This window comes from Klebsiella sp. A-Nf5 (assembly GCF_002810545.1).
Lineage (GTDB): Bacteria > Pseudomonadota > Gammaproteobacteria > Enterobacterales > Enterobacteriaceae > Klebsiella > Klebsiella variicola.
Map to the genome: position 1 here is coordinate 136,940 of NZ_PIOG01000254.1, position 26,995 is coordinate 163,934.

The window sequence follows — 26,995 nt, forward strand, 5'->3', positions numbered from 1 at the left end:
CTACCTCTCCTTAAACGCGCGCCACGGCTGAGCGTGGCGCGAACAGAGCATCCTGGTTGCGACGCCGGTCACGCCGGGCGCCGCCGCATGATTACTTATCAAACAGATAATGGTTGACCAGGTTTTCCAGTTGTTCCTGCTGGCCGCTGCGATGCTGCGGCGCCAGCTGATGCTGAGTGGCATACTGGGCAATGTCGCTCAGGGTCATCTGCCCGTTAAGGATCTGCTGCCCCAGCTCACCGTTCCAGCCGGCGTAGCGTCTGGCCACGCGTTTATCCAGCTCACCGTCCTCAATCATCCGCGCCGCAACTTTCAGCGACAGCGCCATGGTATCCATCGCGCCGATATGGCCATAGAACAGATCGTATTTGTCGGTGCTCTGCCGGCGCACTTTCGCATCAAAGTTGAGACCGCCGGTGGTGAAGCCGCCCGCTTTGAGAATTTCATACATCACCAGCGCGTTCTCTTCGACGCTGTTCGGGAACTGGTCGGTATCCCAACCCAACTGCGGATCGCCGCGGTTGGCGTCGACGGAGCCGAACAGCCCCAGCGCAATGGCCGTCGCGATTTCATGATGGAACGAATGGCCGGCGAGCGTGGCATGGTTAGCTTCAATATTCAGTTTAATCTCTTTTTCCAGACCAAACTGTTTGAGGAAGCCGTAAACGGTAGAGGCATCATAGTCATACTGATGCTTGGTCGGTTCCTGCGGTTTGGGCTCAATCAGCAGCGTGCCTTTAAAACCAATTTTATGCTTATGCTCCACCACCAGTTGCATGAAGCGGCCAATCTGTTCACGCTCCTGACGCAGGTCGGTATTCAGCAGGGTTTCATAGCCCTCGCGACCGCCCCACAGCACATAGTTTTCGCCTCCCAGCTGATGAGTAGCATTCATCGCGGTGACCACCTGGGTGGCCGCCCAGCTAAACACTTCCGGATCCGGGTTGGTGGCCGCGCCGGCGCCGTAGCGCGGGTTGGTAAAGCAGTTTGCGGTCCCCCACAGAAGCTTCACGCCGCTCTGCTGCTGTTTCTCTGCCAGCACCTCGACCATCCGGGCGAAGTTATTGCTGTACTCCTGCAGCGAGGCGCCTTCCGGCGAGACATCGACATCGTGGAAGCAGTAGTAAGGCACATTGAGTTTGTGGAAGAATTCAAACGCCACATCGGCTTTACGTTTGGCCATCTCCAGGGCGTCGCCAGGCTGCTGCCATGGACGGTCAAAGGAGCCCACGCCAAACATATCGGCGCCATTCCAGCAGAAGGTATGCCAGTAACAGGCCGCAAAACGCAGATGATCTTCCATCCGTTTGCCCAGCACCAGTTCATCCGGGTTGTAGTGACGGAAAGCCAACGGGTTAGTGGATTTCGGGCCTTCGTAACGAACGCGATCGAGTTGATCGAAATAGGTCTGCATAGAGAACTCCATATTCAGAGATGCGGCGAATAACCAATCAGATACCCTAAATAATTCGAGTTGCAGGAAGGCGGCAAGAGCGTGAACCTCCAGGCGCTGGCACCAGCAAGAGGTCGGAGCAACGAATGTCACCAACCCACCTACAACTTGAAGTATGACGGGTTTAAGCCAATATAGAATTTCACTTTCCATCTCCTCAATTACGTTATTTCACACCGCCATTGAGAGAATCCACAAACGTGCGCCAGCTCGCAAAAAATAATATACTTCCTCCTTCTCCGCGCCTTGTCGGACAAGTCCAGTGCAATAATAAGAGTGTGCATGAATAAAATACGATCGCCGTCATAATTTGCACATTAAACGAAATTTCATAACGGCAAAATAAGAACCGGTAATTGCCAGCCCTGCTTTCCGCGTTAAGAATCTGTAACGTATCCGCAACCTCATGTATCAAACATTATTTTTCCGTTCGTCTTACCTACCCTTACAAAAAAGGTATCGTTATTATGAAGATAAAGAACCTTTGCCTTACACTTTGCGCCAGCTCCCTCCTCCTCGCCAGCATGGCGGGGATGGCGAAAGAAGTGAAGATTGGCATGGCCATCGACGATCTGCGTCTGGAGCGCTGGCAGAAAGACCGTGATATTTTCGTCAATAAAGCAGAATCCTTAGGCGCCAAAGTTTTTGTCCAGTCCGCCAATGGCAATGAAGAAACGCAGATGTCGCAAATTGAAAATATGATCAACCGCGGCGTCGATGTGTTAGTCATTATTCCTTATAACGGTCAGGTGCTCAGCAACGTCATTAAAGAAGCCAAGCAGGAAGGTATTAAAGTCCTGGCCTATGACCGTATGATTAATAATGCTGACATTGATTTTTATATTTCTTTCGACAATGAAAAAGTTGGTGAAATGCAGGCGCAAAGTCTGGTCGACAAAGTGCCGCAGGGTAATTATTTCCTGATGGGCGGCTCGCCGGTGGATAATAACGCCAAACTTTTCCGCGCCGGGCAAATGAAAGTCCTCAAGCCGTATGTGGATGAAGGAAAAATTAAGATTGTCGGCGATCAGTGGGTTGACGGCTGGCTGCCGGAGAACGCGCTGAAAATAATGGAAAACGCGCTGACGGCGAATAATAACAAGATCGATGCCGTGGTCGCCTCCAATGACGCTACGGCCGGCGGCGCTATCCAGGCCTTAACCGCCCAGGGGCTGGCCGGCAAAGTGGCGATCTCCGGTCAGGATGCTGATCTGGCGGGCGTGAAGCGCATTATTTCCGGTACCCAGACAATGACCGTCTATAAACCGATTACCACCCTGGCCACCAACGCCGCCGAAATCGCCGTTGAGCTGGGCAATGATAAGCAGCCGAAGGCCGATACCACGCTGAATAACGGCTTAAAAGATGTCCCTTCGCGCCTGTTAACGCCCATTGAGGTGAATAAAGAGAATATCGACGCCACGGTTATTAAAGACGGTTTCCATAAAAAGAGTGAACTGTAATGGCTGACGCCCCGCTGCGGGGCGTCATTTTCATCCCGCCGGATATCACTTTTGCGGAGTCTTTATGGCCTGGCTACTCGAAATGAAGAACATCACCAAAACCTTCGGCGCCGTTAAAGCCGTGGATAACGTCAGCCTGCGTCTGAACGCTGGCGAAGTGGTCTCGTTATGCGGTGAAAATGGGTCGGGGAAATCGACGCTGATGAAGGTGCTGTGCGGTATCTATCCGCACGGAAGCTATGAGGGCGAGATTATTTTTGCCGGCGAAACGCTGCAGGCAAACCATATTCGCGATACCGAACGCAAAGGCATCGCCATTATTCACCAGGAGCTGGCGCTGGTGAAACATCTCACCGTGCTGGAGAATATTTTCCTCGGCGCCGAGATCTCCCGCCACGGTCTGCTGGATTATGAAACCATGACGCTGCGCTGTCAGAAGCTGTTGGCGCAGGTCAATCTGCCCATTTCGCCCGACACCCGCGTCGGCGACCTCGGCCTTGGTCAGCAGCAGCTGGTGGAGATCGCCAAGGCGCTGAACAAACAGGTTCGTCTGCTGATCCTCGACGAACCGACCGCTTCCTTAACCGAACAAGAGACCGCGACGCTGCTGACGATCATTCGCGATCTGCAAAACCACGGTATCGCCTGCATTTATATTTCTCACAAGCTCAATGAGGTCAAAGCGATCTCCGACACGATCTGCGTGATCCGCGATGGCCAGCACATCGGCACCCGCGACGCCAGCGGCATGAGCGAAGACGATATCATCACCATGATGGTCGGCCGCGAGCTTACCGCACTCTATCCCAGCGAGCCGCACGCCCACGGCGAGGAGATCCTGCGGGTCGAACATTTAACCGCCTGGCACCCGGTTAACCGTCATATTAAACGCGTCAATGACGTCTCGTTTTCCCTGCGTCGCGGGGAAATCCTCGGCATCGCCGGGCTGGTCGGCGCCGGACGTACCGAGGCGGTACAGTGCCTGTTCGGCGTCTGGCCGGGGCGCTGGCAAGGGGAGATCTTTATTGATGGCCAGCCGGTGAGCATCACTCACTGCCAGCAGGCCATTGCCCACGGCATCGCCATGGTGCCGGAAGACCGCAAAAAAGACGGCATCGTGCCGGTGATGGCGGTGGGCAAAAATATTACCCTGGCGGCGCTCAACCAGTTCACCGGCGCGATGAGCAGCCTGGACGACGCCGCCGAGCAACACTGCATTCAGCAGTCCATTCAGCGTTTGAAAATTAAAACCTCCTCGCCGGAGCTGGCGATTGGCCGCCTGAGCGGCGGCAACCAGCAAAAGGCGATTCTGGCGCGCTGTCTGCTGCTCAATCCGCGCATTCTGATCCTCGACGAACCCACCCGTGGTATCGATATCGGGGCGAAGTATGAAATTTATAAACTGATTAACCAGCTGGTGCAGCAGGGCATCGCGGTCATTGTCATTTCATCAGAACTGCCCGAGGTGCTCGGTCTCAGCGATCGGGTGCTGGTCATGCACGAAGGCAGACTAAAAGCCAATTTGGTTAATCAACATCTGACCCAGGAACAGGTGATGGAAGCCGCGCTGAGGAGCGAACGCCATGTCGAAGAACACGTCGTCTGAAATCAAACTCACCCCAACTGCCCCCGCCGCCTTGCCGGCGCTGAAGGGGCTGAATCTCCAGGTCTTTGTGATGATCGCCGCCATCGTCGTCATTATGCTGTTTTTCACCTGGGTTACCGATGGCGCCTACCTGAGCGCACGCAATATCTCCAACCTGCTGCGCCAGACGGCCATCACCGGCATCCTCGCCGTTGGCATGGTGTTTGTGATTATTTCGGCAGAAATCGACCTGTCCGTCGGCTCGATGATGGGGCTGCTGGGCGGCGCCGCGGCAATCTTTGACGTCTGGCTCGGCTGGCCGCTGCCGCTCACCATCCTGGTAACGCTGGTGATGGGCCTGCTGCTCGGTGCGTGGAACGGATGGTGGGTGGCCTATCGCAAGGTTCCCTCGTTTATCGTCACCCTCGCCGGGATGCTGGCGTTTCGCGGCATTCTGATCGGCATCACCAACGGAACCACCGTCTCGCCCACCAGCCCGGCGATGGCGCAGATCGGCCAAAGCTATCTGCCAGACGGTATTGGATTTGGCATCGGCGTGGTCGGCATGGCGGCGTTTATCGTCTGGCAGTGGCGCGGGCGGATGCGCCGTCAGGCGTTAGGTCTGGCGACCTCGTCCTCCACCGCCGCTGTTGGCCGTCAGGCCATTACCGCGGTGATTGTGCTGGGCGCAATCTGGCTGCTCAATGACTATCGTGGCGTGCCGACCCCGGTGCTGATCCTCGCAGCCCTGCTGCTGGCAGGCCTGTTTATGGCCACCCGCACCGCCTTTGGTCGTCGCATCTATGCCATCGGCGGCAACCTGGAGGCGGCCCGCCTCTCAGGGATCAACGTCGAGCGTACCAAGCTGGCGGTGTTTGCCATTAACGGCCTGATGGTCGCCATTGCCGGGCTGATCCTCAGCTCGCGCCTCGGCGCCGGGTCGCCCTCGGCGGGTAACATCGCCGAACTGGACGCCATCGCCGCCTGCGTCATCGGCGGCACCAGCCTGGCGGGCGGCATCGGCAGCGTCGCCGGAGCGGTAATGGGGGCGTTTATTATGTCAGCCCTGGATAACGGCATGAGCATGATGGACGTCGCCACTTTCTGGCAATATATCGTCAAAGGCGCCATTTTACTGCTGGCGGTGTGGATGGATTCCGCCACCAAGCGGCGCGCGTAAGGAGAGACTCTTTTAAGAATGTCTGAATTCTTTGCGCTACCGCCAAACTTCGCCACAAGGCGCTTGAAATATCTCGGGCATTAGCCGGTAGTGTATACCCAACATCATTCGGGTTGCAGACGGCGCATCCGGGCCGCGTACCGGCGTACGTGGCCGGGGTGAGTGCGCAGCAACATCAAGAATGAAGGGGTATGACCGGGGTTAGAGCAGGAACATTATCTATGTTTGAAAAGCGTCACCGTATTACGCTGTTATTCAATGCCAACAAAGCTTATGACCGCCAGGTGGTTGAGGGCGTCGGCGAGTATCTGCAGGCCTCCCAGCTGGAGTGGGATATCTTTATTGAAGAGGATTTTCGGGCACGAATCGAAAACATCAAAGAGTGGTTGGGCGATGGCGTTATCGCCGACTATGACGATCCCGAAATTGAAAAGCTGCTGGCCGATGTCCACGTGCCCATCGTCGGCGTCGGCGGCTCTTATCATCAGCCAGAGCAGTACCCGCCGGTCCACTATATTGCCACGGACAACGCTGCGCTGGTGGAAAGCGCCTTTCTCCATTTGAAGGAAAAAGGGGTGCACCGCTTCGCGTTTTACGGACTCCCCACCTCCAGCGGTAAACGCTGGGCGGTAGAGCGCGAGTATGCCTTCTGCCAGCTGGTCGCGAAGGAGAAGTATCGCGGCGTGGTCTACCAGGGGCTGGAGACGGCGCCGGAAAACTGGCAGCACGCGCAAAACCGGCTCGCCGACTGGCTGCAAACCCTGCCGCCGCAAACCGGCATTATCGCCGTCACCGACGCCCGCGCCCGCCACGTCCTGCAGGCCTGCGAGCTGCTGCATATCCCGGTGCCAGAAAAACTGTGCGTTATTGGCATCGATAACGAGGAGCTGACCCGCTACCTCTCTCGCGTCGCCCTCTCCTCCGTCGCCCAGGGCACCCGCCAGATGGGTTATCAGGCGGCAAAATTACTCCACCGGCTGCTGAATAACGAGGCGCTCCCGCTGCAGCGCCAGCTGATCCCGCCGATGCGCGTCGTTGAGCGACGCTCTACCGACTACCGGTCCTTAAACGATCCTTCCGTGATTCAGGCGATGCATTACATTCGCAACAACGCCTGCAAAGGCATTAAAGTGGAACAGGTGCTCGACGCCGTGGGCATCTCTCGCTCCAATCTGGAGAAACGCTTCAAAGAGGAGGTCGGAGAGACCATCCACACGGTGATCCACAGCGAGAAACTGGAAAAGGCGCGCAGCCTGCTGGTGTCCACCAGCCTGTCGATCAATGAGATTTCACAAATGTGCGGCTACCCATCGCTGCAATATTTTTATTCGGTGTTTAAGAAGGAGTACGACGTGACGCCGAAGGAGTACCGTGACCGGCACAGCGAGGTCATGCTGTAGGGCAAAAAAATGCCCGGCGACAAGGCCGGGCATCCGGATTACAGATGGGCGGCGATGAGCCGCTGATTGTCCTGATACATCGCGAAGAGATAGTTGTTGTAGCTCGACCCTTTGGTCGAATAACCCTTCAGCTTATGAATCATGGTGCTGGCCGTCACTTCCTGATCCGCCTTGCGCAGCTGCAGGCGCGATTTGCGGAATGAAGAATAGGCCGGGTGGGTGTTCAGGTTTGTGACGTAAGCCTGCACCGACTGCTCCACCGATTCGAACTGCGAGTAGCCTTTCATCGCTCCGCGGCAGCGACCGGCGCCGCATTTCATGCCAAACAGGTTGTTGTTCTCACGCGCCAGCTTGGAGGTACCCCAGCCACTTTCCGCCGCCGCCATGGTTGCCACCATGCTGTTCGGAATAATGTCGACACGCTCAAGCAGCGCGTTCCAGGGCACATGACGCGTATTGCCTGACCACTTCACCTTATAACGGGCAGCGATATCTTTCAGGCGCGCCTTTTCAGTCGGCGACCAGCGAGCATCGTACTGCTTGGAAACAAGCCAGTTACGATCCGCAGTAATCGCCTGATTCTGCTTGGTAATATAAGGCATGACCGTCCGGAGAAACGCTTTTTTCCTTGGTGTTCCGGAAGGGTATTTTCGCAAGTCAGGAAGTGAACTGCTCTTTACACTATTGCGAGAATACTCTTGTTTACTGCTTACCTTAGTACTACTGATCTTCTTAACCGTTGGGGCTTTATGACTCTTTGTTGCTGTGTGCGTTGTTGCCAACACACTACCTGAAAATACACAGGTTAGTAACATAAGTATGGCGGCCCCATATCGTCGTATGGGATTCGATATCATCAGGTCTCCTGGTCGGATATATGCATTCCAACACCTTGTTTTTCACAAAAAAACGATAGCTGAATCGCTAATAGTATCAAAAATACGCAATGAGAGCATCAACAGAAATAGTCCAATTCCGAATTGGTGTCATCTGAAATCGGTTTCTGCGCCGCATCGCCAGTGCGAAAATGCTAGCTTCGTCTCATTTTTAGCCTATTTTTTGAGCGGTGTCACTCACCCCTTTTCATCCTCCTGGTAAAACGCCCGCCAGGAGGAGTTCACCCGTGCGGCAACAAGGCACACTAGATAAAAACCGCTCACAGGATCCCGCAATGAAACTCGCTGCGCTTGCCACGTTATTCGTGCCTGGGATGGCCTTTGCCGCCTGGACTACCACCGACTTCCCTGCCTTTACCGAAGAAGGGACGGGCCGATTCATCAGCCAGAAAGTGGTTGAGAAGGGTACACGTCCTCTGCAGCTAAATTTTGACCAGCAGTGCTGGCAGCCTTCCGGCGGCATTAAGCTCAACCAGATGCTGTCCATGGAGCCCTGCCGTGGCACCCCGCCGCAATGGCGCATCTTCCGCCAGGGGTTGTATACCCTGGAGGTGGATACCCGCTCCGGCACACCGACAATGATGATTTCGCTGGAGGAAAAAGAGGCCAGCGCCGCGGCGCCGCAGATCCGTCAGTGTCCGAAGTGGGATGGAAAACCGCTGTCCATCGACGTCAGCAAAACCTTCGCCGAGGGCAGCAAGGTCCGCGATTTCTACAGCGGCAATGTCGCGACCGTCAGCGGCGGCAAAATCACCCTGCAGCCCGCCTTCGGCAGCAATGGCCTGCTGCTGCTCGAGCGTGCCGAGACCGCCGCCCCGGCGCCGTTTGACTGGCACAACGCCACTGTCTACTTCGTCCTGACCGATCGCTTTGTAAACGGTAACCCGGCCAACGACAACAGCTATGGCCGTCACAAAGATGGCATGCAGGAGATCGGCACCTTCCACGGCGGCGACCTGCAGGGATTAACCAGCAAGCTGGATTATCTGCAGCAGATGGGGGTTAACGCCCTGTGGATCAGCTCCCCGCTTGAGCAAATCCACGGCTGGGTCGGCGGCGGCACGAAGGGCGATTTCCCTCACTACGCCTACCACGGCTATTACACCCAGGACTGGTCGAAACTGGACGCCAACATGGGGACCGAAGCGGATCTCCGCCGGCTGGTGGATGAAGCGCATAAGCGCGGCATTCGCATCCTGTTTGACGTGGTGATGAACCATACCGGTTACGCCACCCTGGCCGACATGCAGGAGTTCCAGTTCGGCGCCCTGTATCTGCAAGGCGATGAGCTGAAAAAAACCCTCGGCGAGCGCTGGACGGACTGGAAACCGGGCGCGGGCCAGACCTGGCACAGCTTTAACGACTACATCAACTTCAGCGACAAAGCCGGCTGGGAGAAATGGTGGGGCAAGAAGTGGATCCGCACCGATATCGGCGATTATGACAACCCAGGCTATGACGATCTCACCATGTCGCTGGCCTTCCTGCCGGACCTGAAAACCGAATCGAAGGAAGCCTCAGGTCTGCCGAACTTCTATAGCCATAAACCAGACACCGCAGCGAAAGCGATCCCGGGCTATACGCCGCGCGACTACCTGACGCACTGGCTGAGCCAGTGGGTACGCGACTACGGCATCGATGGCTTCCGCGTCGATACCGCCAAACATGTGGAGATGGACGCCTGGCAGCAGTTAAAAACCCAGGCCACCGCCGCGCTGGCGGAGTGGAAGAAAGCCAATCCGGATAAAGCGCTGGATGCTTCGCCATTCTGGATGACCGGCGAAGCCTGGGGACATGGGGTGATGCAGAGCGATTATTATCGCCACGGTTTTGATGCGATGATCAATTTCGACTACCAGGACCAGGCGGCGAAAGCGGCTACCTGTATGACCAATATTGACCTCACCTGGCAGCAAATGGCGGACAAGCTGCAGAGCTTTAACGTCCTGAGTTACCTCTCCTCGCACGATACGCGCCTGTTCCGCGAAGGCGGCACCACCGCGGCAGAGCTGTTGCTGCTGGCCCCTGGCGCCGTGCAGATTTTCTATGGTGACGAATCATCACGTCCGTTCGGCCCCACCGGCTCGGACCCGCTGCAGGGCACCCGTTCGGAGATGAACTGGCAGGATGTTAATGGCAAGGCGGCCCGCAGCGTCACTCACTGGCAGAAGATCGGTCAGTTCCGCGCTCGCCATCCGGCTATCGGCATGGGCAAACAGACAACGCTGTCGATGCCACGTGGTTACGGGTTCGTGCGTGAGAGCGGTGAAGACAAAGTGATGGTCATCTGGGCCGGACAGCAGCAGTAATCCACAGGTGGCTCTCCGCCCTGGCGGGGAGCCATTCAGAACAAAACGCTAACAAAATAGCAATTCACAGGATAAAGATAAAAAGCCGCCTCCTCCCGCCGATTTGCACCACGCTAGCGCTGGCGTTATGGTTAGCCACTTTCCAGAACCACCGATAGACTATTCGCGATGACATTTTCCCTTTTCGGCGACAAATTCACCCGTCATTCAGGCATCACCCGCTTGATGGAAGACCTTAATGACGGTCTGCGCACGCCGGGCGCTATTATGCTGGGCGGCGGCAACCCCGCTCAGATCCCGGAAATGAATGACTACTTCCAGCAGCTGCTGTCCGACATGCTGGATAATGGCAAAGCCCTTGATGCGCTTTGTAATTATGATGGGCCGCAGGGCAAAAGCGAGCTGCTGAGCCTGCTGGCGAACATGCTGCGCGACGAGCTGGGCTGGGAGATCGAACCACAGAATATTGCGCTAACAAACGGCAGTCAGAGCGCATTTTTCTACTTATTTAATCTGTTTGCAGGCCGTCGGGCAGATGGCACCACGCGTAAGGTACTGTTCCCACTGACGCCGGAATATATCGGTTACGCCGATGCCGGTCTGGAAGAGGATCTGTTCGTTGCCACCCGGCCGAACATCGAACTGCTGCCGGAAGGCCAGTTTAAGTACCATGTTGATTTTGAACATCTGCAGGTGACGGAAGAGACGGGGATGATCTGCGTCTCGCGTCCCACCAACCCGACTGGCAACGTCATCACTGATGAAGAGCTGATCAAACTGGATGCGCTGGCGAATCAGCACGGGGTCCCGCTGGTGATTGATAACGCCTACGGCGTGCCGTTCCCGGGCATTATCTTTAGCGACGCCCGACCGCTGTGGAATCCAAACATCGTGCTGTGTATGAGCCTGTCCAAACTGGGCCTGCCGGGCAGCCGCTGCGGGATTATCATCGCCAACGAGAAAATCATCACCGCCATCAGCAACATGAACGGCATTATCAGCCTCGCCCCTGGCGGCATCGGGCCGGCAATGATGTGCGAAATGATTAAACGACAGGATCTGCTGCGTCTGTCAGAGACGGTGATCAAGCCCTTCTATTACCAGCGGGTGCAGGAAACCATCGCCATTATTCGCCGATATCTGCCGGAGGAGCGCTGCCTGATCCACAAACCGGAGGGGGCCATTTTCCTCTGGCTGTGGTTTAAGGACCTGCCGGTCTCCACCGAGCTGCTGTATCAGCGGCTGAAAAAGCGCGGCGTGCTGATGGTGCCAGGGGATTACTTCTTCCCGGGTCTGGATAAGCCGTGGCCGCACACCCACCAGTGTATGCGCATGAACTATGTGCCCGATCCGCAAAAAATTGAGGCCGGGGTGAAAATTCTCGCCGAAGAGATTGAATTCGCCTGGCGCGAACAGGAAGCATAGCCTCTGACGCCGCGGGCGGGTAACGCCCGTCAGCGACCCCGCTCACGCCAGCGCCAGTCGCTGGCGTTTTTGCGCGCATAGCGCTTCCAGCTCCGCGGGAACCATCACCCGCAGCGCCTGCGTCGGGCAGGCGGCCACGCAGGCTGGTCCTTCAGCGCGGTGATGGCACAAATCGCATTTCAGCGCCTGCGCCTGCTGATTCACTACCGTAACGGTCATCGCGCCGTACGGGCAGGCCACCATGCAACTTTTGCAGCCGATGCAGCGCCGCTGGTCGACCCACCAGACGTCATTGTCGCGCTGAATCGCCCCTTGCGGGCAAACGCTGGCGCAGGGCGCATCCTCGCATTGCCGGCACGCCGTCGCCGTCGATATGTCACCGCTTTTCACCACCCGGATACGCGGCGCGAAATGGTTCGTCGACAGGGCGGCGACATCTTGCGCCTGCTGGTGCGCCACCGCACAAGCCACTTCACAGGTACGACAGCCAATACACCGCTGGGCATTGGCAATAAGAAACTGGTTCATCCTCTGCTCCCTGGGGATAAAACCGCAAGGTGCCAGAATAGTCCCTGCCCGCGCTTTGATCCTGAATGGAATCAGCGCTATTTTTAGTCACTAGCACAACTGATTTTTCATTACGCTGAATTAATGTGCTCCTTACAGTAGCGGCGCTTCCAGGCTGCAGGCGTAAGGCTGGTGTGCTTACGAAATATCTTGCGAAAATAACCGACGTCATTAAAGCCGCACTGGCTCGCGACTTCGGTCAACGACAGTGAATCACTGATCAATAGCTTTTCCGCCGCTCTGACCCGCTGACGATGCAGCGCTTCGGTCAACGTCACGCGAAAAACGTGACGATACACACGTCCTAAATAGTCTGCATTACAGTGCAGCTCTTTCGCCAGCGTCGATGCTGAAACAGGCAAGTGGTAACGGGTATGGATGATCTGCTGCGCTTTCCAGGCCAGCGCAGCGCCGGGACTGTCGTCCGATTTTTCGCTAGCCGCCGCGGCAATCTGCTGCAGTATCAGCAATAACAGGAGCTCCAGCGCCAGGCTGCGGTGAATATTCTCCTGTTCACGAAGAAACTGGCGAAACAGCGAAATAATGTATTGTGGATCGCTGACGCGGGTATGTTGCGGAACGTTAAGCAGCGCTGGCGGCAGAGACCGGACTCTGTCCGTCAGTACTTCAAAATGCAGCCAATAAAATTTCAGGTCGGCGGGAAATTCCCCCACCCCAACATGAGAACGTTCTGGCCACAGCAGTAAACTATCCCCTGCATTAACGTTAAATATTTTACCCTCCTCGCAAATCGTTAACGTCCCCTTTTCGACAAAAATAATTTCCCAGGATTGCAGTTTACGAGCCGGATGGCTGCCGACGCCACGGGAAATAAATAAGCCGCCATTTTGTACGCAAATCGGAAGAGACATGGATAATTCAAGCATATATATTTAATTTTCCGCTAACGAAACGATAAAACTTCTCTTTCCAACTGATTATTAATCATAAATTAACGTCATTCCGGATCGGAATCACACTTTTATGACTAAGTCGGAATCGTTCTCTTTTTATACCTTTCCCTTCCCTTGTTGCCTCGTTTATTCGGTGCAAAATAATTAATGTATTTGCAAAACACCAAAAATGTCCGCCGGTCAGACAGCGGAATAATTCTGAACATCATCTTCGGGAGTTATTTATGACTACGGCTCCGATTACGACAAGCGACCTCACGAAGCACGTGCAGGACGACAAATTATCTCTCCGTGAAAAAATAGGCTATGGTCTGGGCGACGCCGGTGGAACGGTCATCACCTGCCTGATCATGAACTTTCTCACTTTTTTCTATACTGACGTCTTTGGGCTCACCCCGGCGCTGGTCGGTACTCTGTTCCTTGCGCTACGCGTGTTTGATGCTATTTCCGATCCAATCATGGGCGTTCTCGCCGATCGGACCCAAAGCCGATGGGGGCGTTTTCGCCCCTGGCAGCTATGGATTGCGGTTCCTATAGCAGCGATCGGGGTGCTGACTTTTACCGTGCCTGATGCCGGCATGGGGGTAAAAATCGCCTGGGCCTTCGGCACTTACCTGCTGCTTTCCGTCAGCTATACCGCGATTAACGTCCCTTACTGCGCACTCATTAATACGATGACCTCTCGCCATAGCGAGGTGATATCCTGCCAGGCATGGCGCTTTGTACTGTGCGGCGTGGCAGGATTCCTGGTCTCCGTGGGCCTGCCGTGGCTGGTAAAAGCGCTCGGTCAGGGCAATACCGCCCAAGGTTATCAGTATGGTGTCGGCGTACTGTGCGCCATCGCGGCGGTGATGTTTTTGTGCTGCTTTTTCTGGGTACGTGAGCGTGTTTCCCTGGAGATGCTCGGCAAATTCACCCTGCGCGAACATATCGCCGGTCTGCGTAAAAACGATCAGCTGTTACTCATGCTGGCGATGTCATTCCTGTTGATCAACGTGTTTAACATTCGCGGTGGCGGCTACATGTACTTCATTACCTATGTACTGGGCGGCTCTACTGGCTATACATCACTGTTTTTCACCATGGTCACCTTTTCCTCGATTCTGGGCGCCGCGATCGTCAATTGGCTGTCGCGCCACGTTGATACCGTCAAGCTCTATTACTACACCAATGTGGTATTGGCCTTACTGGCGGTCGGGATGTGGTTCCTGCCAACCGGTCCGTCCTGGCAAACGCTGTGGCTGGCGATCATTCTCGGCAATGGCATCATCCTGGGCTTTACCCTGCCGCTGCATTTTTCGTTGATGGCCTTCTCTGATGATTATGGCGAATGGAAGACGGGTGTCCGTTCGTCGGGGATGAACTTTGCTTTCAACCTGTTCTTTATCAAGCTGGCATGGGCCTCCAGTGCGGGCATTATCAGCCTGGTATTTATCTATGTCGCTTATCAACCCGGCGCCAGCAACCAAACTCCATCCTCACTATTGGGGATCACGGCGATGGAAACCCTGCTGCCCGCGCTGTTCCATCTGTTGCTGGCCTTCGCTATCCGCGCCTGCAAGCTCAACAATCCCATGATGTCGCGCATTGCAGCCGATCTGCGCGCACGTCACGTTCAGTCTTAAGGAGAAATCATGGAAGTCGATCTGCACAAACTGAAAGTTAACGATCCGTTTCTGGGTCAGTATCAGCAACTGGTGCGTGATGTCGTTATTCCCTACCAGTGGGATGCCCTCAATGACCGGATCGCCGAGGCTGAGCCCAGCCATGCGATAGAAAACTTCCGTATCGCCGCAGGTCAGCAGGCAGGGGAATTCTACGGAATGGTGTTCCAGGATAGCGATGTGGCGAAATGGCTGGAGGCAGTCGCCTGGTCATTGTGCCAGAAGCCAGATGCGGAACTGGAAAAAACCGCCGACGAGGTGATTGAGCTGATTGCCGCCGCGCAATGTGAAGATGGTTATCTGAATACCTATTTTACGGTGAAAGCGCCCGGGGAACGCTGGACCAATCTCGCCGAATGCCATGAATTGTACTGTGCCGGTCACCTGATTGAGGCTGGGGTGGCATTCTTCCAGGCAACCAGTAAACGCCGCCTGCTGGAGGTGGTATGTCGCCTCGCCGATCATATCGACAGCGTGTTTGGTCCCGACGACAATCAGCTGCACGGCTATCCGGGACACCCTGAAATAGAGCTGGCGTTAATGCGTTTGTACGATGTGACTCAGGAACAACGCTATATGGCGCTGGCTAGTTACTTCGTTGAACAGCGTGGGACACAGCCGCATTTCTATGACATCGAGTATGAAAAACGCGGTGAAACCTCCTTCTGGAATACCTATGGGCCAGCGTGGATGGTGATGGATAAACCCTACAGCCAGGCGCATTTGCCGCTTGCCGAACAGACCACCGCTGTGGGTCACGCGGTTCGCTTTGTTTATTTAATGGCCGGCGTAGCGCACCTTGCGCGCCTGAGCAAGAATGAAGGCAAACGCCAGGATTGCCTGCGGTTATGGAAAAACATGGTCCAGCGTCAGTTGTATATTACGGGCGGCATTGGCTCACAGAGCAGCGGGGAAGCCTTCAGCAGCGATTACGACCTGCCGAATGATACCGTTTATGCGGAAAGCTGCGCCTCTATCGGATTGATGATGTTCGCGCGCCGCATGCTGGAACTGGAAGCCGACAGCCAATATGCTGATGTGATGGAGCGCGCACTTTACAATACCGTTCTGGGCGGTATGGCGCTGGACGGTAAACATTTCTTTTACGTCAACCCATTGGAAGTGCAGCCTAAGGCTTTAAAATTCAATCATATTTATGACCATGTTAAGCCTGTTCGTCAGCGTTGGTTCGGCTGTGCCTGTTGCCCACCGAATATCGCTCGTCTCCTGACCTCGTTGGGGCATTATATCTACACGCCACGCGAGGAGGCGTTGTATATCAATCTCTATGTCGGCAATCAGGTCGAGATCCCGGTTGGGGAAAAGACCTTACGCCTGCGTATCAGCGGTGACTATCCCTGGCAGGAACAGGTCAAAATTGTCATCGAATCACCGTCAACAGTGAACCATACGCTGGCGCTGCGTCTACCTGACTGGTGCGAGGGTCCGCACATCACCCTGAACGGCGCGCCGGTCACGCAGGATATTCGCCAGGGCTATCTGCATATCCATCATCTCTGGCAGGAAGGCGACACCCTGATGCTTACCTTGCCGATGCCGGTTCGCCGGGTATATGGCAATCCGCTTGTTCGTCACCAGGCAGGCCAGGTCGCGCTGCAGCGCGGTCCACTGGTCTATTGTCTCGAACAAGCTGATAACGGCGAAGCGCTGCATAACCTGCTGCTGCCACGCGATGCCAGGTTCACGGTGTTTGAAGGAAAGGGGCTGTTTGCTCGCAAAATGTTGATTCAGGCCCCAGGCTACAGAAAAAATGCGGAAAACGCCGACACGCAGCGGCTCTGGAGCTACGATCACCCTCTGGCCACCCCCCATTCACAGACGCTGACCTTTATTCCCTGGTTTAGCTGGGCAAACCGCGGAGAAGGCGAAATGCGTATCTGGGTGCGGGAAGCCGAATAAGGCCAGGCACAGCGCGACCTCCTCTTCCCCGGCAACACAGCGTTCGCTGTCCGCCGGGGAGCTGGCGTTAATGATTATAGAAACAACGCCTTATCGCGCAGGATATGATCGTTACCGCGACGGCGGGTGAAGCCAATCCGATCGAAATACTCCAGGATTTGGATCGCCAGCTTCCGCCCGACGTTTAAGGTATCGCGGAAATCCGCGGCGCAGGTTGATCCGCGCAGCTGATCCAGCTCGCGCACCCGCTGGGCGAACTGCACAATGCGATCGTTGCGGTAGTAACGATCCTTGACGATCGCGGTAATCATCCCCTGCTGCGCCGCCTGGCGCAGCACCGCGCGCATCAGGGACTCTTCAACATGGACTTCGCGCGCGAGATCGCGCACCCACCAGGGGTCATCGCCGAACAGGGTTTCCACCTTCTGCCAGACCGCCTGCTGCTCGTCGGTAAACCCGGCTTTATGCTCCGGCAAATGCAGCCAGCCGTGATGGCTGTGGACTATGCCGCTCTCGCGCATCTGCTCAATCAGCAGCAGCACCAGCGCTTCATCTTCCATCGGCAGCGCGATGCGACGCAGGCGCTCCCGGCCCGGACCAGGCTCGTCGCGATGCTGCTCATGGTAGCGCGCCAGGGCCTCCAGCAATTTTCGCTGCCAGCGGGCGGCAAGCGGGGCACTGAGCAGGCGCTGTCCGGCCTGCAGATAGTCCGGTCGCTGGATCAAGGCCGCCATTCCGGCTTCGCTGAGCTGCCGTGCCCAGGCGAAGCGCTCAAGCCGGACGGCATCCCGCTGCAGATGCAGCTCAAGCGCCTGCGCATCGTCAGCGCCGACCGCCGCCAGAGCGTGCAGCCACTGCAGATATTCCGGTTTACGTTTGCCGCGGCGCGGAGGATCCAGCGTCACCACCCGTGCGCCGGCCAGCGTCATACGCGCAGAGATATCGCGGAGCACCAGCCGGTCGTTATCCGCCAGCCACAGCGGGGTATCCAGCACCAGCTCCGCCAGATTGCCCTCGAGGAGCGACACCCGGCCGGTAATGTGGCTGGCAGCGTGGTGAATATGCAGCGGCTGCCACTGGCTGAGCGGCGTATGGCACTGCAGCTCGACAATCACCCGTTCTGCAGGCTCCGGCGGCGGTGAGGACAACAGCCAGTCGCCGCGGTGCACTGCCTCTTTCTGCGCATCGCCGACAATATTCAGCGCAATGCGCTGCCCGGCGTGCGCCTGCTCAACCGCTTGATTCTGGGCATGCAGACCACGCACGCGCATCGGCGTGTTCACGCCGGTGAGCCACAGGGTATCCCCGACCCGTACTTCGCCGGAGAGCGCCGTCCCGGTGACCACCAGCCCCGCGCCTTTGACGGTAAAAGCGCGGTCCAGCGCCAGGCGAAACCGCTGCTGCTGCGGGTGGGGGCGCTCCGCAAGCTGCAGCAGATGGCTGCGCAGTTCGGCAATACCGATGTTTTCCGCCGCCGCGGTGGGAAAGAAAGCGACGGCGTCAAAGCCCAGCTCGCGCAGGGTCTGCTCGACCTCCGCCTGCACCTCCGCCACCCTGTCGGCCGCCACGCGGTCCGTTTTGGTCAGCGCCACGGTCAGCGTCGGCTTTCCGGTCAGCTGCAGGATCGCCAGGTGTTCGCGGGTTTGCGCCATCACCCCGTCATCGCAGGCCACCACCAGCAGCGCATGGTCAATACCCCCCACCCCCGCCAGCATGTTGGACAAAAACTTTTCGTGCCCGGGAACGTCAATAAATCCCAGCACCCGCCCGTCCGGCTGCGGCCAGTAGGCATAGCCGAGATCGATCGTCATTCCCCGCGCTTTCTCTTCCGGCAGACGATCGGCATTCACGCCGGTTATCGCCTGCAGCAGCGTCGTTTTGCCGTGGTCAACATGTCCAGCGGTGGCAATAATCATCGTAACAACATCTCCATAAACCGGGTTTCATCTTCCAGACAGCGCAGGTCCAGCCAGAGCCGACCGTCATCAATGCGGCCAATCACCGGGCACGGCAGTGCGCGCCAGCGGGCCGCCAGTGCCGCCAGCCGGCTGCCGCGGCCGTCATGCGGGGTAAAAGTCAATGCCGCGCTGGGCAGGCGGTCGACGGGTAACGAGCCGCTGCCAATCTGCGACTGGCAGGCTGCCACGCTGACGGCAAAATCAGCATAGTGTGCCGCCAGGTCAGGCTGCAGGCGTTCAGCCAGCCGACGGATCTCTTCCGCCGGACGGGTGAGCAAGCGCAGCGTCGGTAATCTCTCCGTCAGCACCTCCGGGTGCTGATAGAGGCGCAGCGTGGCTTCCAGCGCCGCGAGGGTCATTTTATCCGCGCGCAGGGCCCGCTTCAGCGGATGGCTTTGCAGCCGGGCAATCAGCGCGCGTTTGCCGACGATAATTCCGGCCTGCGGGCCGCCGAGCAGCTTGTCGCCAGAGAAACTGACCAGGCTCACCCCGGCGGCGATCATCTCCTGCGGCATCGGCTCCTTCGGCAGGCCATACTGGCTGAGATCCACCAGCGACCCGCTGCCCAGGTCAGCCACCACCGGGACGTCCAGTTCGCGGCCAATGGCCGCCAGCTCCGCTTCGTCGACGGCTTTGGTAAAGCCCTCAATACTGTAGTTGCTGGTGTGAACCTTCATCAGCAGCGCGGTATTGTCATTCACCGCCTGGCGATAGTCTTTGGCATGGGTGCGGTTGGTGGTACCCACTTCGTGCAGCTGACAACCCGCCTGGCGCATCACGTCGGGAATGCGAAATGCCCCGCCGATCTCCACCAGTTCGCCGCGGGAGACCACCACTTCGCGGCCGCTGGCGGTGGCCGCCAGCATCAACAGAACGGCCGCCGCGTTGTTGTTCACAATGCAGGCATCTTCCGCGCCGGTGATCTGGCACAGCAGATCAGCAATGGCGCGATCGCGATGGCCGCGCCCGGCGTCGTCGAGATCATATTCGAGCGTCACCGGCGCGCGCATCGCGCTGGCGACCGCCTCCACGGCCGACTCCGCCTGAATGGCGCGCCCGAGATTGGTATGCAACACCGTACCAGTGAGATTAAACACCGGACGCAGAGCGCTCTGCTGGCCGGCGGTGAGCCGCTGCGCGCAGGCGTGCAGCCAGTCATGGCTCCAGTCAGGAAGCGTCTGCCGTTGGCTAATCTGTTCCCGTGCCTCATCCAGCATCTGGCGCAGCTGCGCCACCACCTGCGAATGGCCGTGCTGCGCCAGCAGGGGAGAAAAAGCGGGGTCGCGTAGTAAGCGGTCAATGGCCGGAAGCCGGGTATAAAGCGCACGAATATCGGTAGTCATGAATGGGCCTGGCGGTAAGTTATTTTCCCCCCTCCCGACGGGAGAGGGAGTCAACAATCAGTGGCGATTGTAACGCCTCCCTGCGCAAACTGTTACCTGCCTGGGTCAAGTCCGCGGCGGTTCGGTACGCGCAAAGCTGGCGCGCTGGAACAACGCATCCACCAGCTTCACCAGCTGCGGCCGGGTGGCGCACCAGCCGGGCGCTACCCGGCGAAAGTTCAGATAAGCAATGGCGCAGGCCGTGGAAATGGTCGCCAGATTGACCTCGTCGCCGCGCAGCGTTCCATCTGCCGCGCAGGCTTCCAGCCTGTCGAGGCCACGAGCCACTTTCTCCCGCTGGCGGAGCAGCTCTTGTTCTGACTGCTGCGCGCCAGGGCGGGCTTTTTCGCGTACCAGCGCCTGGGCGGCCTCCATGACCCCATCCGCCAGCGCTTCAAGCTGACGCATCCTGAGAGCGGCTCTGGGGTCGGCGGGGATCATCGGCGGCGCCACGCCCAGCAGCTCCAGATACTGGGCGATGACCGGGGAGTCAAACCAGCACTCACCGTCGTCCGTCACCAGCGCCGGCACTTTGCCCAGCGGATTATAGCGCGCCACACCGTTGCTTTCGCTGTAGGGGGATTCGTTGACAAACTCAAAAGGGATGCGCTTTTCCAGCAGGATCACGGAGATTTTGCGCACAAAGGGACTGGTGTAGCTGCCGATCAGTTTCATAGCCTGCTCCTTATCGCCAACAAATTATCGCCAACAAAGATATGAGTATGGCTCAGGGCGGGGCAAAAGGCAGGTGAGCATCCCGCTCAACCTGCCGCCGATCGCATTAATGATCGAGATAGAGGTAGTGCATCCAGCTGGTCATGCGCAGCAGCACTTTACGCATTACCGAGACGTGGGTGAAATGGTCGGAGTAGACTGCCACCTGCGCGTAGATGCCATCGGGTAACGCATCAATTTCGGCATTGGGGTCGAGCTCAATGGTCGCCAGCACGCCATCGCTGCCCGGCGTCACGGTCAGCGACTGTAACGCCCCTTGCGCCTGATAACTTCCCCCCGGCACCACCGGTAAAATGCTCACCAGTTTGCCGTGAAACACCTGCCCGGGCAGAGCATTAAACACCGCTTCCGCATCGTCTCCTTTCTCCAGCCTTAACAGGGAGTTTTGCCTAAACTGGGCGACGATCAGCCGTTTTTGCTCCGGGATAAATACCATTACCGGGCGCAGCGGCAGCGAGGCGGCATAGGTCCCCGGGCGGATCAGCACCTGGGTGATATACCCATCGCTGGGCGCCCGCACAGTGGTCTGGTCGAGATTGTATTTCGCCTCCGCCAGTTGGGCGCGCAGGCTAACCACTTGCGACTGCTCGCCATTGATCATGCTGTCCAGCTGGCTCTGGATCTGCGCCTGCTCCGCTACCGACGCCTTGACCAGCGCATCCTGGGCAAGATAATTCTGCCTGGCGTTATCAATGTCGCTTTCCGAGAACGGGTTCACCCGCGCCTGGCTCCCTTTCAGGTAGCGCTGATAGTCCTTGTATAAGCGATCGCGCTCCGCCGACACGCGGGTGGTGTTGGCCTGGGCTTCAGAGAGCTGCGCCTTGAGGGTGTTAATACTGTGCAGCGCCGTCACCAGGTCGGCCTGCAGGCGGTCGACCCGCGCCTGATAGCGTGCCGGGTCAATAGTAAAAAGCACCTCGCCCTTTTTGACGCGCTGATTCGCTTTGTCGGTAACGCTGTCAACCACTCCGGTAACCTGCGGCGTAATAGGAATAGATATCACTGCCTTTTGCGCCAGAAAGGTGTACGGGTGGTTATAGTTCATTAATAAAATAAGCGCGCTAACAATAAATACCCCCCCCAGCGCCGCGGTAGGTACCGTCCATTTATTTACCGGTATTTTGAAGATTTTAAATATCGACCAGGCGATGGCCACGTAGGTCAAAATTATCAACAGATCCATAGATTATTTCTCCGCCGCAGAGGTGGACTGTGGCCGCTGGATGGCCGCCACCTGGTGTTCAAGGTCGCTCAGTCGTTGGCGAAGCTGTTGTATATCGGTCTCTTTTTCAGGTTCGTCAGGGTCCGTATTCGCCTTATGCTGCATGCCCCAGCCGCGCTCAGGCTGGTACAGCGTGGCCCAAATCCATAAAAACGGCCAGATGACGTGGAGAGTAAAAAGACTGACCCATCCGGCTACATGAATAGCATCGGAATGAGGGTGGTTGCGTTTTTTGGCGATCAAATAAGGAATATCGTGAATAATGATAATTCCATAAAAAATGACCAGAAAAACGAAGATCAGAACGCCCAGCGCAAAATAATTGAGAAACATAATTCCCTCGGCTTTACGCTAATAATTTATATGAATTTTATTCACGACCCACTGACATTCGGGCCGCTATTTTGAGCATAATTCACGCCTTTCATTTTTGCCATCCGGCGTAAAAAAGTTATTCGGCAGTTAAGGTTGCTTAGTTACAGAGTCATCCCGACGTGGAAGCAAAACCGGGCCGAGATCACAGCGGCGAAAATCCCCCGCGAAATTCTTTGTGATCAAAATCACAAACAAACAACAAAACCACGAAACAAAATTGTGACAAATATCACACAAAAAGGCAGATCAGCGGCTAAAAAGGCGCTGTGTTGTTTTTTTACACAGGCGTTATGTGATCAACATCACTACAAAAACCGCTTTGCCCCCTATATTCATGTGATCCGTATCACACAAAAGGGCGCTGGCTGGACAGCTTAACGATTCAGTGCCAGATTTCGCACTATCAATCAGGGTCCGGCTACCTCTGCCGCCACATTAACAACAAACCTCGGGCTTTTAGCCTGCGCGATACGCAAAACAGAAGAAGGGGTGTTTTATGTCATCCGATATCAAGATCAAGGTGCAAAGCTTTGGTCGTTTCCTCAGCAATATGGTGATGCCGAATATCGGCGCGTTTATCGCGTGGGGTATCATCACCGCGCTTTTCATTCCGACAGGGTGGTTGCCAAACGAAACGCTGGCGAAGCTGGTCGGTCCGATGATCACCTACCTGCTGCCCCTGCTGATCGGTTACACCGGCGGTAAATTAGTCGGCGGCGAACGTGGTGGCGTGGTCGGGGCGATCACCACCATGGGCGTTATCGTCGGCGCGGATATGCCGATGTTCCTCGGCTCAATGATTGCCGGCCCGCTGGGCGGCTACTGCATCAAGAAGTTCGATAACTGGGTAGACGGTAAGATCAAATCCGGTTTTGAAATGCTGGTGAATAACTTCTCCGCTGGCATCATCGGGATGATCCTTGCCATCCTGGCCTTCCTCGGCATCGGCCCGGCGGTTGAAGTTCTGTCGAAAATTCTGGCGGCTGGCGTTAACTTTATGGTGGCGCACGACATGCTGCCGCTGGCGTCTATCTTCGTGGAACCGGCAAAAATCCTGTTCCTCAATAACGCCATCAACCACGGTATCTTCTCGCCGCTGGGTATTCAGCAGTCCCACGAGCTGGGTAAATCCATCTTCTTCCTGATTGAAGCTAACCCGGGTCCGGGGATGGGCGTTCTGCTGGCGTACATGTTCTTTGGCCGCGGCAGCGCAAAACAGTCTGCAGGCGGGGCGGCTATCATCCACTTCCTGGGGGGTATCCATGAAATCTACTTCCCGTACGTGCTGATGAACCCGCGTCTGATCCTGGCCGTTATCCTCGGCGGGATGACCGGTGTCTTCACCCTGACCATCCTCAACGGCGGTCTGGTCTCTCCGGCTTCCCCGGGCTCTATCCTGGCAGTGCTGGCGATGACGCCGAAAGGGGCCTACTTCGCTAACATCGCCGCGATTATCGCAGCGATGGCGGTCTCCTTCGTGGTCTCTGCGGTTCTGCTGAAGACCAGCAAGGTAAAAGAAGAAGACGATATCGAAGCCGCGACACGTCGTATGCACGACATGAAAGCGGAATCCAAAGGCGGTAGCCCGCTGGCGGCCGGTAATGTGACCAACGACCTGAGCCATGTGCGTAAAATCATCGTCGCTTGCGACGCCGGAATGGGCTCCAGCGCCATGGGTGCCGGGGTACTGCGCAAGAAAGTGCAGGATGCCGGACTGAGCAACATCTCGGTCACCAACAGCGCGATCAATAACCTGCCGCCGGATGTTGACCTGGTCATCACCCACCGCGACCTGACCGAGCGCGCTATGCGCCAGGTACCGCAGGCGCAGCATATTTCGCTGACCAACTTCCTCGACAGCGGTCTGTACACCAGCCTGACCGAGCGTCTGGTCGCGGCCCAGCGCCACATCGACAACGAAGTCAAAGTCACCGATAGCCTGAAAGACAGCTTTGATGATGGCGACAAAAACCTGTTCCAGCTGGGCGCGGATAACATCTTCCTCGGTCGCAAAGCGGCCACCAAAGAAGAAGCCATTCGCTTCGCCGGCGAGCAGCTGGTGAAAGGCGGCTACGTCGAGCCGGAATATGTGCAGGCGATGCTGGACCGCGAAAAACTGACCTCAACCTATCTCGGCGAGTCCATCGCGGTACCGCACGGCACCATCGAAGCGAAAGACCGTGTGCTGAAAACCGGCGTCGTCTTCTGCCAGTACCCGGAAGGCGTGCGCTTTGGGGAAGATGAAGACGATGTCGCCCGTCTGGTCATCGGCATCGCGGCCCGCAACAACGAGCATATTCAGGTTATCACCAGCCTGACTAACGCCCTGGATGACGAAACCGTGATTGAGCGCCTGGCGAAAACCACCAGCGTCGACGAAGTTCTGGCACTGTTGAATAAATAACCAAAGCGGTCCATTCCCTCTCCCTTTGGGAGAGGGTTTGGGTGAGGGGAAAAGCCTCACCCCAGCCCTCTCAGGTAAAAACATTAATTGAAGGTTAATACTATGAAAGCATTACATTTTGGCGCAGGTAATATCGGACGTGGCTTTATCGGTAAATTGCTGGCCGACGCGGGCATCGAACTGACGTTCGCCGATGTCAATCAGACCGTACTTGATGCCCTGAATGCCCGTCATAGCTATCAGGTTCACGTCGTCGGTGAGAATGAGCAGGTGGATACTGTCTCCGGCGTCAATGCCGTCAGCAGCATCGGCGATGAGGTTGTGGACCTGATCGCTGAGGTGGATCTGGTCACCACCGCCGTCGGTCCCGTCGTACTCGAGCGCATCGCCCCGGCCATCGCCAAAGGGCTGGCGAAGCGCAAAGCGCAGGGCACCGAACGCCCGCTGAACATTATCGCCTGCGAAAATATGGTGCGCGGCACCACGCAGTTAAAAGGCCACGTATTTAACGCGCTGGCCGAAGAAGATAAAGCGTGGGTTGAAGCCCATATCGGCTTCGTCGACTCTGCCGTTGACCGTATTGTGCCGCCATCGGCTTCCGCCACCCATGACCCGCTGGAAGTCACCGTGGAAACCTTCAGCGAGTGGATTGTCGATGAGACTCAGTTCAAGGGCGCGCTGCCGACTATCCCGGGAATGGAATTAACTGATAACCTGATGGCATTTGTCGAACGCAAGCTCTTCACCTTGAACACCGGGCATGCTATAACCGCCTACCTCGGAAAACTGGCGGGCCACCAGACGATTCGCGACGCGATCCTCGACGAGAAAATTCGTGCCGTCGTGCAGGGCGCGATGGAAGAGAGCGGCGCGGTGCTGATCAAACGTTACGCCTTTGACCCGCAGAAACACGCGGCTTATATCCAGAAAATTCTTGGACGTTTCGAGAACCCGTACCTGAAAGACGATGTCGAGCGCGTTGGCCGTCAGCCGCTGCGCAAACTGAGTGCTGGCGACCGTTTAATTAAGCCGCTGCTGGGTACACTGGAATACGGTCTGCCGCACCGCAACCTGGTGAAAGGGATTGCGGCGGCGATGCATTTCCGTAGCGAAGACGATCCGCAGGCGCAGGAGCTGGCGGCACTGATCGCCGACAAGGGGCCGCAGGCTGCGCTGGCGCAGATTTCCGGCCTGGATGCCGCAAGTGATGTCGTCGCGGAGGCCGTTAACGACTACAACGCGGAAAAATGATGCACAACCTGGCGCGACCAACGTCGCGCCCATTACGACTCCTGTCAGATATGCAGGCAATGATGGAAGAAACACAAGCATTTGAAAACCGTGTGCTTGAGCGTCTGAATGCTGGCAAAACCGTACGAAGCTTCCTGATCGCCACCGTCGAACTGTTAACGGAAGCGGTCAATATTCTGGTGCTTCAGGTGTTCCGTAAAGACGACTACGCGGTGAAATACGCCGTCGAGCCTTTGCTGGAGGGCAGCGGGCCGCTCGGCGATCTCTCTGTACGCCTGAAGCTGATTTATGGCCTTGGGGTGATAAGTCGTGCCGAATATGAAGACGCCGAACTGCTGATGGCCCTGCGCGAAGAGCTCAACCACGACGGCAATGAATACAGCTTTACCGACGACGAAATTATCGGTCCGTTCGGCGAGCTGCACTGCGTCGCCGCCCTGCCGCCAACGCCGCAGTTTGATGACAGCGATGCAGAACTGCTGGCAATGCAGAAGCTGCGTTACCAGCAGATGGTGCGCTCAACAATGGTGTTGTCCCTGACTGAGCTGATTTCGCGAATCAGCTTAAAAAAAGCCTTCCAGAAATCAACGCTCTGATTCCGGCTCCGTCTGGTCGCAGGTCGGCCGGTAAAGCTGACGATAATATTCCAGACGCTGCAGAAACAACGCTTCCTTATCCTGGGGAATATCTCGCGGTATATGCTGCAGACGCGGAGATTTTTTCAAATACTCCATAAACGCCTGACTGGAAGCCATAAAATCAACCGCTTTATCGATTAAACGTGGTACGCCGTCGCCGATCTTTGCCATCACGTCCTCCTTTTGGGAATAATCTTAATAAGCATTAGTCAAATCACCGGCGCGGGTTAAGGAAAACGTGCTTATCCGCCGAC

21 protein-coding genes are annotated in these 26,995 nt (G+C 56.7%); 11 read left to right on the plus strand and 10 right to left on the minus strand.

The window, feature by feature from the left end:
• Positions 1–91: 91 nt before the first annotated feature.
• The gene (xylA, locus tag CWM53_RS24025; protein WP_008806876.1) at positions 92–1,414 is read right to left on the minus strand and encodes a xylose isomerase; all 1,323 of its coding nucleotides are present in this window, start codon (positions 1,412–1,414) and stop codon (positions 92–94) included.
• Between the two features lie 506 nt (positions 1,415–1,920).
• Between xylA and xylF the strand changes: the two genes are divergently transcribed.
• The 4 genes from xylF (at position 1,921) to xylR (ending at position 7,081) form a co-directional block, all read left to right on the plus strand.
• Positions 1,921–2,916, plus strand: coding sequence for a D-xylose ABC transporter substrate-binding protein (xylF, locus tag CWM53_RS24035; protein ID WP_004210164.1), 996 nt, complete (start codon positions 1,921–1,923; stop codon positions 2,914–2,916).
• A 64-nt stretch (positions 2,917–2,980) separates the two neighbouring features.
• Entirely contained in the window at positions 2,981–4,522 is a 1,542-nt protein-coding gene (locus tag CWM53_RS24040; protein WP_100676491.1) for a xylose ABC transporter ATP-binding protein, read from the plus strand.
• Entirely contained in the window at positions 4,500–5,681 is a 1,182-nt protein-coding gene (gene xylH, locus CWM53_RS24045) for a xylose ABC transporter permease XylH (RefSeq protein WP_008806873.1), read from the plus strand. Before CWM53_RS24040 ends, xylH begins: the two co-directional genes overlap by 23 nt.
• Before the next feature lie 221 nt (positions 5,682–5,902).
• Positions 5,903–7,081, plus strand: a complete 1,179-nt coding sequence (xylR, locus tag CWM53_RS24050) for a D-xylose utilization transcriptional activator XylR (protein WP_004145231.1) — start codon at positions 5,903–5,905, stop codon at positions 7,079–7,081.
• Positions 7,082–7,119: 38 nt separating this feature from the next.
• Here the strand turns inward: xylR and CWM53_RS24055 are convergent, their stop codons facing one another.
• Positions 7,120–7,938 (minus strand): protein bax, encoded by an 819-nt coding sequence (locus CWM53_RS24055; protein WP_008806871.1) that lies wholly within the window; start codon positions 7,936–7,938, stop codon positions 7,120–7,122.
• Between the two features lie 314 nt (positions 7,939–8,252).
• Here CWM53_RS24055 and CWM53_RS24065 point away from each other — a divergent pair, with 314 nt between their 5' ends.
• The gene (locus CWM53_RS24065; protein ID WP_100630985.1) at positions 8,253–10,286 is read left to right on the plus strand and encodes an alpha-amylase; all 2,034 of its coding nucleotides are present in this window, start codon (positions 8,253–8,255) and stop codon (positions 10,284–10,286) included.
• Positions 10,287–10,454: 168 nt separating this feature from the next.
• The gene (avtA, locus tag CWM53_RS24070) at positions 10,455–11,711 is read left to right on the plus strand and encodes a valine--pyruvate transaminase (RefSeq protein WP_008806869.1); all 1,257 of its coding nucleotides are present in this window, start codon (positions 10,455–10,457) and stop codon (positions 11,709–11,711) included.
• A 42-nt stretch (positions 11,712–11,753) separates the two neighbouring features.
• On the opposite strand, the gene CWM53_RS24075 is transcribed toward avtA, so the two are convergent.
• Positions 11,754–12,239: a 4Fe-4S dicluster domain-containing protein gene (locus CWM53_RS24075; RefSeq protein WP_100729718.1), complete on the minus strand. Its 486-nt coding sequence runs from the start codon at positions 12,237–12,239 to the stop codon at positions 11,754–11,756.
• Positions 12,240–12,349: 110 nt separating this feature from the next.
• Positions 12,350–13,165, minus strand: coding sequence for a helix-turn-helix domain-containing protein (locus CWM53_RS24080; RefSeq protein ID WP_100676488.1), 816 nt, complete (start codon positions 13,163–13,165; stop codon positions 12,350–12,352).
• Positions 13,166–13,416: 251 nt separating this feature from the next.
• Here CWM53_RS24080 and CWM53_RS24085 point away from each other — a divergent pair, with 251 nt between their 5' ends.
• Positions 13,417–14,817 carry an MFS transporter gene (locus tag CWM53_RS24085; protein WP_100676487.1) on the plus strand — a complete coding sequence of 467 codons (1,401 nt, stop codon included), beginning with the start codon at positions 13,417–13,419 and terminating at the stop codon, positions 14,815–14,817.
• 9 nt (positions 14,818–14,826) lie between these two features.
• Positions 14,827–16,776: a glycoside hydrolase family 127 protein gene (locus CWM53_RS24090; RefSeq protein WP_100729717.1), complete on the plus strand. Its 1,950-nt coding sequence runs from the start codon at positions 14,827–14,829 to the stop codon at positions 16,774–16,776.
• A gap of 74 nt (positions 16,777–16,850) precedes the next feature.
• On the opposite strand, the gene selB is transcribed toward CWM53_RS24090, so the two are convergent.
• The 5 genes from selB to CWM53_RS24115 all read right to left on the minus strand — a co-directional run bounded on the left by selB (position 16,851) and on the right by CWM53_RS24115 (position 22,406).
• A complete protein-coding gene (gene selB / locus CWM53_RS24095) occupies positions 16,851–18,692 on the minus strand; it encodes a selenocysteine-specific translation elongation factor (RefSeq protein WP_100630979.1) in 1,842 nt (613 codons plus the stop codon).
• Positions 18,689–20,077, minus strand: a complete 1,389-nt coding sequence (gene selA / locus CWM53_RS24100) for an L-seryl-tRNA(Sec) selenium transferase (RefSeq protein ID WP_100630978.1) — start codon at positions 20,075–20,077, stop codon at positions 18,689–18,691. Before selA ends, selB begins: the two co-directional genes overlap by 4 nt.
• A gap of 105 nt (positions 20,078–20,182) precedes the next feature.
• Entirely contained in the window at positions 20,183–20,791 is a 609-nt protein-coding gene (locus CWM53_RS24105; RefSeq protein WP_004145238.1) for a glutathione S-transferase, read from the minus strand.
• Between the two features lie 106 nt (positions 20,792–20,897).
• The gene (locus tag CWM53_RS24110; protein ID WP_061152976.1) at positions 20,898–22,034 is read right to left on the minus strand and encodes an HlyD family secretion protein; all 1,137 of its coding nucleotides are present in this window, start codon (positions 22,032–22,034) and stop codon (positions 20,898–20,900) included.
• 3 nt (positions 22,035–22,037) lie between these two features.
• A complete protein-coding gene (locus tag CWM53_RS24115; protein WP_074386963.1) occupies positions 22,038–22,406 on the minus strand; it encodes a DUF3302 domain-containing protein in 369 nt (122 codons plus the stop codon).
• A 538-nt stretch (positions 22,407–22,944) separates the two neighbouring features.
• Here CWM53_RS24115 and mtlA point away from each other — a divergent pair.
• The 3 genes from mtlA (at position 22,945) to mtlR (ending at position 26,699) form a co-directional block, all read left to right on the plus strand.
• Positions 22,945–24,852: a PTS mannitol transporter subunit IICBA gene (gene mtlA, locus CWM53_RS24120; protein ID WP_061152975.1), complete on the plus strand. Its 1,908-nt coding sequence runs from the start codon at positions 22,945–22,947 to the stop codon at positions 24,850–24,852.
• 102 nt (positions 24,853–24,954) lie between these two features.
• Positions 24,955–26,103 (plus strand): mannitol-1-phosphate 5-dehydrogenase, encoded by a 1,149-nt coding sequence (mtlD, locus tag CWM53_RS24125; RefSeq protein WP_100630975.1) that lies wholly within the window; start codon positions 24,955–24,957, stop codon positions 26,101–26,103.
• Positions 26,103–26,699 carry a mannitol operon repressor MtlR gene (gene mtlR, locus CWM53_RS24130; protein ID WP_002922401.1) on the plus strand — a complete coding sequence of 199 codons (597 nt, stop codon included), beginning with the start codon at positions 26,103–26,105 and terminating at the stop codon, positions 26,697–26,699. Before mtlD ends, mtlR begins: the two co-directional genes overlap by 1 nt.
• Here mtlR and CWM53_RS24135 read toward each other — a convergent pair.
• Complete coding sequence (locus CWM53_RS24135; protein WP_012540317.1) at positions 26,688–26,912, minus strand: hypothetical protein; 225 nt, start codon at positions 26,910–26,912, stop codon at positions 26,688–26,690. The genes mtlR and CWM53_RS24135 overlap by 12 nt on opposite strands.
• Positions 26,913–26,995: the final 83 nt, after the last annotated feature.